The organism is Pseudomonas sp. UBA6323, from assembly GCF_002439135.1.
Classification (GTDB): domain Bacteria; phylum Pseudomonadota; class Gammaproteobacteria; order Pseudomonadales; family Pseudomonadaceae; genus Aquipseudomonas.
Genome location: NZ_DJSX01000047.1, coordinates 52,913 through 64,587, shown reverse-complemented (window position 1 = coordinate 64,587; position 11,675 = coordinate 52,913). Strand labels below are relative to the sequence as shown.

Here is an 11,675-nt window from a genome sequence, read left to right as displayed (position 1 = left end):
CCTTCCCACAAGACGAAATGATTCTCAACGAGGTGCATCATGCTCAAGACACTGACCTTCACCATCATGCACTTCTGCATTGCCTTCGGCGTCACCTACGTACTGACCGGCAGCGTTGCAGCCAGCAGCCTGGTAGCGGCAATCGAACCGCTGTGCAATTCGGTGGGCTTTTACTTCCACGAAAAGGTCTGGCAGCGTTTCGAGCGCAAGCGTCAGCCTGCGCCGGAACGCCCCAAGCATGCCTGGCTGCATCATCACGCCTGAGCGAACGCGCCTGCGCTTCGCCAGGCAGGCATGACTACAATTGCTGTGACTCGAGATTCCTACGATTTAGCTAAGATAGTCTGGCACTTTGCCCTTCTTGCTGCTGTCATAAGCCAGCTGTTTAATCCAGACGCTCTCTGATTTAAAGGGACTTAGCACATGCCCAGCCTTGCCCGTCTCGCCGCCTTGCTCGGTGGCCTGGTCTTCTGTGCCTTCGCCGTTGCCGCCGATGTGGATGCCGAAAGCTACGGTTACCCGCTGGCCAACCCGTTCGAAGCGACCATCGCCACCACGCCGCCCGAACTACGCCCGGAACTCCCGGCCGACGGCGACATCAGTCAGCGCGACTACTCGGTACGCCTGCGTCCGGACCGCGAATTCGAACTGCTGGACAACTTCTGGCCGGTGACCAAGCTACGCTACCGCCTGGCCGAGCAAAAAGGCCGGGCGCCGCTGATCTTCATCATCGCCGGTACTGGCGCGCACTACGCCAACGGCACCAATGAGTACCTGAAGAAGCTGTTCTACGGCGCTGGTTTCCATGTCGTGCAGCTGTCGTCGCCGACCAGCTACGACTTCATGGCTGCCGCCTCACGCTTCGCCACCCCCGGCTATAGCCCGGAAGATGCCGACGATCTGTACCGCGCCATGCAGGCGGTACGCGCCCAGCACCCGAAACTGCAGGTCAGCGAATATTTGCTGACCGGATACAGCCTCGGGGCGCTGCATGCCGCCTTCGTCAGCCAGATCGACGAAACCCGCCGCGCCTTCGATTTCCAGCGCGTGCTGCTGCTTAACCCGCCGGTCAACCTCTACACCTCCATCAGCAACCTGGACAAGCTGGTGCAGACCCGAGTCCAGGGGATCGACAACAGCACCAACTTCTATGACCTGGTGCTGGGCAAGCTGACGCGCTATTTCAACGACAAGGGCTATCTGGATATCAACGAGGCCATGCTCTACGACTTCCAGCAGTCCACCGAGCGGCTCTCGGACGAACAGATGGCCATGCTGATCGGCACCTCGTTCCGTTTCTCCTCCGCCGATATCGTCTTCACCTCGGACCTGCTCAACCGCCGCGGCCTGATCACCCCGCGCGATTACCGCATTACCGAAAACACCAGCCTCACGCCTTTCTTCCAGATGGCCCTGCGCTGCGACTTCGATTGCTACATCGCCGAGCAGCTGATGCCCATGTGGCGTGCCCGTTATGACGGTGGCAGCCTCAATCAATTGATCGAGAAAACCAGCATGTACGCACTGGAGGACTATCTCAAAGGCAGCGACAAGGTCGCGGTGATGCACAACGCCGACGACCTGATCCTCGGTCAGGGCGACATCGGTTTTCTGCGCCGCACCTTTGGCGACCGCCTGACCCTTTACCCGCGCGGCGGGCACTGCGGCAACCTCAACTATCGCGTCAACAGCGACGCCATGCTGGAGTTCTTCCGTGGTTAAGCACAGCTCCCTCATCATCACCCTGCTGCTGGCCAGCGGGCAGGCACTGGCCGAACGTCAGGTCGACGCCGACGGTTTCACCAACCCGCTGCAGAATCTGCAGTTCAACCCGGGGCTGGATCAGCAGGAGTTCGAGCGCGCCTCCAGCGACGCCCTGCAGGTCTATGACCCACTGGAGTCATGGAACCGCCGCGTCTATCACTTCAACTACCGTTTCGATCAGTGGGTATTCCTGCCCGTAGTCGATGGCTACCGCTACGTCACCCCGGATCTGCTGCAGACCGGCGTGCACAACTTCTTCAGCAACCTCGGCGAGATCCCCACGCTGGCCAACAGCGTGCTGCAGCTCAAGGGCAAGCGGGCGATGAACACCACCGCACGCCTGCTGTTCAACACCATTATCGGGGTAGGCGGTATCTGGGACCCGGCGACGAAAATGGGCCTGCCCAGGTTGAGCGAAGACTTCGGCCAGACGCTCGGCTACTACGGCGTGCCCGCCGGCCCTTACCTGATGCTGCCGCTGCTCGGCCCATCGAACCTGCGCGACACGGGCGGCCTGGTGGCGGATTTCAGCCTGGAGAATGCGGTCAACTACCTCGACGTGGCCGACGCCAGCCGCGACAATCCAGGCATCATGGTCCTGCGCGCCATCGACACGCGTGCCAACACCGGCTTCCACTATGGCCAGCTCAACTCGCCGTTCGAATACGAGAAGCTGCGCTACTTCTATACGGAGTCGCGCAAACTGAGAATTGCCGACTAACCCTGACTCATTGGGTTTATCGATAATTTATTGGGAAATTTTCCACCCAAACATCGATTGAATGCGAATAGCATGGCGCCATTCCTCTCTACCAAGGAGCGCGCCATGACTTCGCAACGCCGCGTCATCAGCATCCAGCCTGGCCAACCCGCCTCCGACGGCGCCGGTGTGCGCCTCAACCGCGTGATCGGCGGGCCTGGCCTGGAGCGTTTCGATCCCTTCCTGATGCTTGACGAGTTTTCCACCGACAACCCCGACGACTACATCGCCGGCTTCCCGCCGCATCCGCATCGCGGCTTCGAGACCATCACCTACATGCTCGAAGGACGCATGCGCCATGAAGATCACCTGGGCAACGTCGGCCTGCTCGGCAGCGGCGGCGTGCAATGGATGACCGCCGCGCGCGGCATCATCCACAGCGAGATGCCAGAGCAGGAGTCCGGTGCCATGCGCGGCTTCCAGCTCTGGCTCAACCTGCCGGCCAAGGACAAGCTGGGCGAAGCGGGTTATCGCGATATTCCCGCCACGGACATTCCACGTATCAGCACAGCATCCGGCGTCGAGGTGGTGGTGATCGCCGGCGAGTTCGACGATGGCGGAATCCGCCAGGCAGGCGCTGTGCAGCGTCCGCATACCCAGCCGCAGCTGTTCGACCTGCACTTGCCGGCCGGCAGTCAGGTGGCGCCGCGCCTGGCCGACGGGCAACGGGTCATGCTCTACGTCTACGAAGGCCTGCTCGAACTGCCCGGCGCCAGCGCACAACCGATCAGCGCCGGGCGCCTGGTGCGGCTGTCGGATGCAGGCGAGCTGCGTCTGGCCAGTAGCCATGGTGCGCGAGTGCTGCTGATCGCCGGCACTCCGCTGAACGAGCCCATCGTGCAGTACGGGCCGTTCGTGATGAACAGCCGCGAGGAAATCGAACAGGCCCTGCGTGATTTTCGCGATGGTGTGCTGGCCTGAGTGCATCAGGCCAGTTGGACGGCCTCGGTCAAACCGAGAAATCGGCAGAGGTCGGCCTTGCGCGTCATAGCGTCCTGGTACCCCAGTTCGATCAGCTCACTGCAGTATCCGGGTTCGAACAGCAGGTAGCTGAGCACGCCGGCCCCGCCCGCCTTGGTCGCCCCTGGGCCACGCAGAAACAGACGCAGCGCCCTGGGCAGCTCACGCTGGTGGCGGGCGGCGATCTGATCCAGCGGCTGGCTCGGCGCGATCACCAGTACCTCCACCGGATTGAGCCCCAGGCCACGCGGACGTCGATCCGGCGGCACCAGCGCGCTCATCTGGTTGAGACGTTCGAGCAGTTCGATATCCGTCTCCAGATTGTCGATGAAGGTACTGTTGAGCATGTGTCCGCCGATCTGCGCCAGGCTCGGCGGCCGCGTGCTCGCTACACGCGGCAGCGCGGCATTGGCTTCGAGCTGGGCATTGCCGCTGACGCCGATCACCAACACGCGGCTGGCGCCCAGATGCAGCGCAGGGCTGATCGGCGCCGCCTGACGCACCGCGCCGTCACCGAAGTATTCACGGTTGATCTTCACTGGCGGGAAGATCAGCGGAATCGACGCGCTGGCGAGCAGATGGTGAAGTTGCAAACGTGTCGGCACGCCCACGCGGCGATGGCGAAACCAGGGGTCGATGGTGGCGCGGCCCTGATAGAAGGTCATTGCCTGGCCGCTTTCATAACCGAAGGCCGTCACCGCGACTGCACGCAACTGACGATGGCGCACGGCAGCGGCGATACCGGAGAAATCCAGCTCGCGCTCGAGTAAGTCGCGCAACGGCGAGCTGTCGAGCAGCGCCACTGGAACGTCGCGACCGATACCCAGCAGGCTGTGGCCGACGAAGCGCGTCGCCTGACGCAGCACGCCAGGCCAGTCGCTGCGATACACCATATGGGTGTGAAAGCCCTGCCAGACCGATGTCAGGCGCCGCACCGCTTCGCCGAACTGCAGCGCGCCACAGGCCAAGCCTACGGCATTGATCGCGCCGGCGGAGGTGCCAACTATCACAGGAAAGGGGTTGTGCGAGGCATCCGGCAGCAGATCGGCGATGGCGGCCAGGACTCCGACCTGATAAGCCGCCCGCGCCCCACCACCGGAGAGAATCAGCCCGGTGACGGGCTCATGGGGCTGGGCAGCTGCGGTCATCGGCCAATCCTGATTTTTCTATTGAGTATAGGTGCGTTACTTACGCTTTCCGTACAGCTTCGCCTCGCCCTCGGGGCGCGTCTTGAAGCGCCGATGCGCCCACAGATACTGCTCGGGACAGGCGCTGACCACCTGTTCGATCCACTGATTGATACGCAGGCAATCGGCCTCTTCGCTCTCGCCGGGGAAGCCTTCGAGCGGCGGGTGGATCACCAGACGATAACCGCTGCCGTCAGCCAGGCGCTGCTGGGTGAAGGGCACCACGCGCGCCTTGCCCAGGCGAGCGAACTTGGTGGTGGCGGTGACCGTCGCCGCCTGGATGCCGAACAAGGGCACGAAGATGCTCTGCTTGCGGCCGTAATCCTGATCCGGCGCGTACCAGATGGCGCGACCGGCACGCAGCACCTTGAGCATGGCGCGAATGTCCTCACGCTCGATGGCGGTGGCATCGAGGTTGTGGCGCTCGCGGCCACGCCGTTGGACGTAGTCGAACAGCGGGTTGTCATGCTCGCGGTACATGCCGTCGATGGTGTGCAACTGACCGAGCAGCGCGGCGCCGATCTCCAGGGTGGTGAAGTGCACCGCCATGAGGATGACGCCCTGCCCTTCGGCCTGCGCCTGCTGCAGATGCTCGAGGCCCTCGACATGGGCCAGCTTTGCCAGGCGCGCCTTGGGCCACCACCAGCTCATGGCCATCTCGAAGAAGGCGATACCGGTGGAGGCGAAATTCTCCTTGAGCAGACGTTCGCGCTCGGCAGCGCTCTTGCCGGGGAAGCACAGCTCCAGGTTGCGCGCCGCTATCTGCCGGCGCGAGGTCGCCGTGCGATACATCAGCCAGCCCAGCGCCCGCCCCAGCTTCAGCTGCAAGCCATACGGCAGCTGCACCACCAGCCACAGCAGCCCGAACCCCAGCCACAGCGGCCAGAAGCGCGGATGAAGGAAATAGGCGCGAAAGCGGGGGCGATCCATGAGGCGTTTCCGATCACATACAAAGCCGCGCATTCTAACGCAGTTTTCCAGCCGACTCGGTGGCATCGCTGCCGACAGCGCGGCTCACGGCAGTGGATCGACGAACCGGGGCGTCTGCCCCGCCGTCGTTCGTCGCTTGCGGCATGCGGGCTATGTCGTTATAAGTCCGGGCATCTTTCGACTCGCCAGAAGGCCCATCGCATCACCATGAGCCAAGCCGACCTCCTCGCCCAAGACCCCGTATTCCAGCTCAAGGGCAGCATGCTCGCCATCACCGTGATGGAACTGGCGCACAACGACCTCGAGCGCCTCGACGCGCAACTGACGGAAAAGGTCGCCCAGGCCCCGGCCTTCTTCAGCAATACGCCGCTGGTACTGGCCCTGGACAAACTGCCGGAAGGCGAAGGTGAACTGGACCTGGCCGAGCTGATGGCCGTCTGCCGCCGCCATGGCCTGCGCACCCTGGCCATCCGCGCCTCGCGCGAAAGCGACGTCGCCGCCGCCGAAACCATGGATCTGCCGGTGCTGCCGCCGTCCGGCGCACGCGAGCGGCCGCTCGACCCGGCGCCGAAGAAGGTCGAGGAAAAACCGGCCGAACCCGAGCACAAACCCAGCCGCATCATCACCACGCCGGTACGCGGCGGCCAGCAGATCTATGCCCAGGGCGGCGACCTGATCGTGCTGGCGCCAGTCAGTGCCGGGGCGGAACTTCTCGCCGATGGCAACATCCATGTTTACGCGCCCATGCGTGGTCGCGCCCTGGCTGGCATCAAGGGCAACACCAAGGCACGGATTTTCTGCCAGCAAATGGGCGCCGAAATGTTGTCCATCGCCGGCCATTACAAGGTCGCCGAAGACCTGCGCCGCGACCCGCTTTGGGGCGATGCGGTACAGGTCAGCCTGTCGGGTGACGTGTTGAACATCACCCGCCTTTAACGGATACTGCGGCCACTTTTACGGACATAAAGGAGCCTCTAAAAACGCTGGCAACGCAGCCAGTTTTTGAGGCTCCGTCAAAAGGGCATCTGGAAGCCTCGATTGGCCTCAGATTCCCGCGTTATCTTCATTTTTTGGGGTGAATCACCTTGGCCAAGATCCTCGTAGTCACTTCCGGCAAGGGTGGCGTCGGTAAAACCACCACCAGCGCTGCCATCGGTACCGGCCTCGCCCTGCGCGGGCACAAGACCGTCATCGTCGACTTCGACGTCGGCCTGCGTAACCTCGACCTGATCATGGGCTGCGAACGCCGCGTGGTGTACGACTTCGTCAACGTCGTCAACGGCGAAGCCACCCTGACCCAGGCCCTGATCAAGGACAAGCGCCTCGAGAACCTCTACGTGCTGGCCGCCAGCCAGACCCGTGACAAGGACGCGCTGACCCCCGAAGGTGTCGAGAAGGTCATCACTGAGCTGTCGCAGAATTTCGAATACGTGGTCTGCGACTCGCCGGCCGGTATCGAGAAAGGCGCTCACCTGGCGATGTACTTCGCCGACGAGGCCATCGTCGTGACCAACCCGGAAGTGTCTTCGGTACGTGACTCCGACCGCATGCTCGGCCTGCTGGCGAGCAAATCGCGCCGCGCCGAGAAAGGCGAGGAGCCGATCAAGGAACACCTGCTGCTGACCCGTTACAACCCCGAGCGCGTCACCAAGGGCGAAATGCTCGGCGTCGAAGACGTCGAGGAAATCCTCGCCATCCGCCTGCTTGGCGTGATTCCCGAATCCCAGGCCGTGCTCAAGGCTTCCAACCAGGGCATTCCGGTCATCCTCGATGACCAGAGCGACGCTGGCCAGGCCTACAGCGATGCAGTCGATCGCCTGCTCGGCAAGGAAGTGGCGCATCGCTTCCTTGATGTGAAGAAGCAGGGCTTCCTGCAACGTCTATTCGGAGGTCGCGAATGAATATTTTCGACTTCTTGCGCTCGCGCAAGAAGGAAACCACCGCATCCATCGCCAAGGAACGCCTGCAGATCATCGTGGCCCACGAACGTGGTCAGCGCAGCCAGCCGGACTACCTGCCTGCCTTGCAGCAGGAACTGGTGGAAGTGATCCGCAAGTACGTGGCCATCGACTCGGACCAGGTTCAAGTCGCACTGGAAAACCAGGGCAGTTGCTCGATCCTGGAGCTGAACATCACCCTGCCGGATCGCTGATCGATCCTGGCCACGCGCACGGCGGCTTCGGCCGCCGTGTTCGTTTGTAGCAACGCGCACCTGTAGGAGCGGATTTATCCGCGAAGCTTCTACAGGCCAAAAGCATCGCGGATAAATCCGCTCCTACGCCAGCCCCACACATCATGCCGCTAAGCCAGATCGAAATTCTCCACCAGGACGCTGCTCTGCTGGTGATCAACAAGCCCACCCTGCTGCTGTCGGTGCCCGGCCGGGCCGATGACAACAAGGATTGCCTGGTCACCCGTCTGCAGGAAAACGGCTACCCCGAGGCGCGCATCGTGCATCGGCTGGACTGGGAGACCTCCGGCATCATCGTCCTGGCTCGCGACGCCGAAAGCCACCGCGAGCTGTCCCGGCAGTTTCACGACCGCGAAACCGAGAAGGCCTATACCGCGCTGTGCTGGGGCCAGCCGCAGGCCGACAGCGGCAGCATCGATCTGCCGCTGCGCTACGATCCGCCGACCAAGCCGCGCCACGTGGTCGATCACGAACTGGGCAAGCATGCCCTGACTCACTGGCGCATCGTCGAGCGCTGCGGCGACTGGTGCCGGGTCGAACTCACGCCCATCACTGGTCGCTCGCACCAGTTGCGCGTGCATATGCTGTCCATCGGCCATCCGTTGCTGGGCGACCGCCTCTACGCCCATGAACAGGCCCTGGCAGCCCACGAACGCCTGTGCCTGCACGCCAGCATGCTCGCCCTGACCCACCCACAAACCGGCGAGCGCATGCGCTTCGAGTGCCCGGCACCGTTTTGACGGCCTGCCGGTTGCGCATTGGCAGAAAGACACATGGCAGTGTGCGCCCAGCACATCCGGCCCAGCAGATAGACGCCAACTATCGCCCCAAACGAGTGCGTAGCCGGCACAGCGCGATACAAATTGGTTAAACTCGCGCCATCGTTGCCCGGAGTCCCTATGCGCGAAGAACTGATTCAAGGCCTGCTCGATTTTCTCAACGCCTCGCCGACCCCTTTCCATGCCACCACCAGCCTGGCCATGCGCCTGGAAGCCGCCGGTTTTCGTCACCTCGACGAACGCGCGCCCTGGCACACCGAAGCCGGTGGTCGTTATTACGTGACCCGCAACGACTCCTCGATCATCGCCTTCAAGCTGGGCAAGCGCCCCACCGTCGACGGTGGCATTCGCCTGGTCGGCGCGCATACCGACAGCCCGTGCCTGCGCGTCAAACCCAGCCCCGAACTGCAGCGCCAGGGCTATTTCCAGCTCGGCGTGGAAGTCTATGGCGGCGCCCTGCTCGCGCCCTGGTTCGACCGTGACCTGTCGCTGGCCGGCCGCGTGACCTACCGCCGCGACGGCAAGGTCGAGAGCCAGCTGATCGACTTCTACCAACCCATCGCCGTGATCCCCAGCCTGGCCATCCACCTCAATCGTGAGGCCAATCAGGGTTGGGCGATCAACCCGCAGACCGAGCTGCCGCCGATCCTGGCCCAGCTCGCCAGCAGCGAAACTGCCGACTTCCGCGCCCTGCTCGCCGAGCAGTTGGCCATGGAGCACGATTTCAACCCGGACGCGGTGCTCGATTACGAGCTGAGCTTCTACGACACCCAGAGCGCCGCCATCGTCGGCCTCAATCAGGACTTCATCGCCAGCGCGCGCCTCGACAACCTGCTGTCCTGCTACGCCGGCCTGCAGGCGCTGATCGACTCGGACGACGAGGAAACCTGCGTGCTGGTCTGCACCGACCACGAGGAAGTCGGTTCCTGCTCCGCCTGTGGCGCCGATGGCCCCTTCCTCGAGCAGGTGCTACGCCGCGTGCTGCCGGGCGGCGATGATTTCGTCCGCACCATCCAGCGCTCGCTGCTGGTATCGGCCGACAACGCCCACGGTGTGCACCCCAACTATGCCGACAAGCACGACGGCAACCACGGCCCCAAGCTCAACGCCGGCCCGGTGATCAAGATCAACAGCAATCAGCGCTACGCCACCAACAGCGAGACCGCCGGTTTCTTCCGCCACCTGTGCCTGGAGAACGAAGTACCGGTGCAAAGCTTCGTGGTGCGCAGCGACATGGGCTGCGGCTCCACCATCGGCCCGATCACTGCCAGCCAGCTCGGCGTGCGCACGGTCGACATCGGCCTGCCAACCTTCGCCATGCACTCGATCCGCGAACTGGCCGGCAGCCATGACGTCGATCACCTGGTGAAAGTACTGACGGCCTTCTATTCCAGCCCTGAACTCCCCTGAGGTTCTGACGCGATGATCGAACATATCCGCAACAGCCTGCTGGAGGCCCAGCGCGCGCTGGAGGTCTTCCTCGCCAACGAACAGACCCTGGGCAATATCCAGAAGGCCGCCGAACTGCTGGTCGAGAGCTTCGAGAACAAGGGCAAGGCCTTCTCCTGCGGCAACGGCGGCTCGATGTGCGACGCCATGCACTTCGCCGAGGAGCTGACCGGGCGCTACCGCAAGAACCGCCCCGGCATCGCCGCCGTATCGATCAGCGACCCCAGCCACATCAGCTGCGTGGCCAACGACTTCGGTTACGACTTCATCTTCTCGCGCTATATCGAGTCGCACGGCCGCGAAGGTGACGTGCTGATCGCCATCAGCACCAGCGGCAAAAGCCCCAACGTCGTCAAGGCCGCCGAAGCCGCCAAGACCCTGGGAGTGAAGGTGATCGCCCTGACCGGCAAGCCCGGCTCGCTGCTGGAAAGCCTGGCCGACGTGTGCATCTGCGCCCCCGGCGGCGATTTCGCCGACCGTGTGCAGGAGCTGCACATCAAGACCCTGCACATTCTGATCGAGCTGATCGAGCGCAAGCTGAGCCCGCAGAATTACGCCTAGCGTCGCGAAAAAATCAAATGCCGGTCGCACGACTTCTCGTGGGGTGGGTTAGCGACGCGGGAAGCGGATCGACAAGCAAGCGCTGCGGTGGTGTGTCGCGTAACCCACCAGGCGATGGATCACATTGCGCCAATGGTGGGTTACGCCGCTGCAGAAGCGGTGGCGTGATCAACAAGGTGACAGGCGGCTAACCCAACCTACGGACTTGCTCCCTGATTGCATCCGGGCTACGCGCCGACGACCGGCAGACGAACCTGTAGGAGCGAGCTCTGCTCGCGAACACCGCCAGCAATGGACGCTTCGCGAGCAGAGCTCGCTCCCACAAAAACACTTCCGCTCAGGCGCTGCGCAGGCGCTTCGGGGTCAGGCCCATATAGCGGCGCATGGCCGTAGTCAGGGCGCTCTGGCTGGAAAAGCCACATTCCTCGGCGATTCGCACCAGCGGCAGGCTACTCTCGCGCAACATGCGCGCCGCGCGGTCGAGGCGGGTCTTGAGCAGGTACTGGTGTGGCGTGAGGCCGACGCAGTCCTTGAACTGGGCGTGGAAGTGGCTGGGACTCAAGCACATCTCGTGCGCCAGCTCAGCAACACTGATGCGCCGCGCGAGATGCTCGTCGATGTAATCGTCCAGCCGCTGCAGATCCAGCGCGCCTTGCGGCTGCCGGCGCTGCTCGCCGAACAGACGCAGGTGCAGGGCACGGAGCAGGACGCCACCAAGGGAGCGCGCGAGGATCGAATCACTGCCATAACGCTCCAGCTCGGCGCCGGCATAGGTCAGCAGGTGCTGAAAATCCACATCGAGGGCGGGATAGCGCGGCGTCTCGAACAGACGATGAAGCAGCTCGAGGTCTTCGCTGGGCGTGTCCTGCTCGTCCAGATCGAGAATCAGCATGCGGTTGTCGCCCATGCCGGCGAACTGGTGGGCGGCATCTCCCGGCACCAGGCAGGCGCGCATCCGGCAGACTTCCCCACCGCGGCCGCCGACCTCGAATTCGGCGCGGCCCACCAGAGACATCACCAACTGATGATGATCGTGGGCATGTTCATGGGCCTGCTCATCCAGGCGAATCACACGGGCTTGCAGCATCGCTAAA

Annotated in this window: 13 protein-coding genes; 10 read left to right on the top strand and 3 right to left on the bottom strand. The window is 63.3% G+C overall.

Annotated elements, in window-relative coordinates:
- Positions 1-39 precede the first annotated feature (39 nt).
- The 4 genes from B3P22_RS11110 (at position 40) to B3P22_RS11095 (ending at position 3,445) form a co-directional block, all read left to right on the top strand.
- Complete coding sequence (locus B3P22_RS11110) at positions 40-264, top strand: DUF2061 domain-containing protein (RefSeq protein ID WP_275546939.1); 225 nt, start codon at positions 40-42, stop codon at positions 262-264.
- A gap of 159 nt (positions 265-423) precedes the next feature.
- Positions 424-1,722 (top strand): serine/threonine protein kinase, encoded by a 1,299-nt coding sequence (locus tag B3P22_RS11105; protein WP_197855081.1) that lies wholly within the window; start codon positions 424-426, stop codon positions 1,720-1,722.
- A complete protein-coding gene (locus tag B3P22_RS11100) occupies positions 1,715-2,485 on the top strand; it encodes a VacJ family lipoprotein (protein ID WP_419096429.1) in 771 nt (256 codons plus the stop codon). The genes B3P22_RS11105 and B3P22_RS11100 overlap by 8 nt, the downstream gene beginning before the upstream one ends.
- A 105-nt stretch (positions 2,486-2,590) precedes the next feature.
- Positions 2,591-3,445 carry a pirin family protein gene (locus B3P22_RS11095; protein ID WP_296271027.1) on the top strand — a complete coding sequence of 285 codons (855 nt, stop codon included), beginning with the start codon at positions 2,591-2,593 and terminating at the stop codon, positions 3,443-3,445.
- Positions 3,446-3,450: 5 nt separating this feature from the next.
- On the opposite strand, the gene B3P22_RS11090 is transcribed toward B3P22_RS11095, so the two are convergent.
- Positions 3,451-4,632 carry a patatin-like phospholipase family protein gene (locus B3P22_RS11090; protein WP_296271026.1) on the bottom strand — a complete coding sequence of 394 codons (1,182 nt, stop codon included), beginning with the start codon at positions 4,630-4,632 and terminating at the stop codon, positions 3,451-3,453.
- Positions 4,633-4,668: 36 nt separating this feature from the next.
- Complete coding sequence (locus B3P22_RS11085) at positions 4,669-5,601, bottom strand: lipid A biosynthesis lauroyl acyltransferase (protein WP_296271025.1); 933 nt, start codon at positions 5,599-5,601, stop codon at positions 4,669-4,671.
- Positions 5,602-5,808: 207 nt separating this feature from the next.
- On the opposite strand from B3P22_RS11085, the gene minC reads away from it, so the two are divergent.
- From minC to lpcA, 6 genes are all read left to right on the top strand, one after another.
- Positions 5,809-6,537, top strand: coding sequence for a septum site-determining protein MinC (gene minC, locus B3P22_RS11080; protein ID WP_296271024.1), 729 nt, complete (start codon positions 5,809-5,811; stop codon positions 6,535-6,537).
- 149 nt (positions 6,538-6,686) lie between these two features.
- Entirely contained in the window at positions 6,687-7,502 is an 816-nt protein-coding gene (gene minD / locus B3P22_RS11075; protein WP_197855067.1) for a septum site-determining protein MinD, read from the top strand.
- Entirely contained in the window at positions 7,499-7,753 is a 255-nt protein-coding gene (minE, locus tag B3P22_RS11070) for a cell division topological specificity factor MinE (protein ID WP_197855066.1), read from the top strand. The genes minD and minE overlap by 4 nt, the downstream gene beginning before the upstream one ends.
- Before the next feature lie 143 nt (positions 7,754-7,896).
- The gene (locus B3P22_RS11065; RefSeq protein ID WP_296271023.1) at positions 7,897-8,532 is read left to right on the top strand and encodes an RluA family pseudouridine synthase; all 636 of its coding nucleotides are present in this window, start codon (positions 7,897-7,899) and stop codon (positions 8,530-8,532) included.
- Between the two features lie 159 nt (positions 8,533-8,691).
- On the top strand, positions 8,692-9,981 hold the full coding sequence (locus B3P22_RS11060; RefSeq protein WP_275546943.1) for a M18 family aminopeptidase: 1,290 nt from the start codon (positions 8,692-8,694) through the stop codon (positions 9,979-9,981).
- Between the two features lie 12 nt (positions 9,982-9,993).
- A complete protein-coding gene (lpcA, locus tag B3P22_RS11055) occupies positions 9,994-10,581 on the top strand; it encodes a D-sedoheptulose 7-phosphate isomerase (protein ID WP_296271022.1) in 588 nt (195 codons plus the stop codon).
- Positions 10,582-10,918: 337 nt separating this feature from the next.
- Here lpcA and B3P22_RS11050 read toward each other — a convergent pair whose 3' ends face one another.
- The gene (locus B3P22_RS11050; RefSeq protein WP_296271021.1) at positions 10,919-11,668 is read right to left on the bottom strand and encodes an AraC family transcriptional regulator; all 750 of its coding nucleotides are present in this window, start codon (positions 11,666-11,668) and stop codon (positions 10,919-10,921) included.
- Between the last annotated feature and the right edge of the window lie 7 nt (positions 11,669-11,675).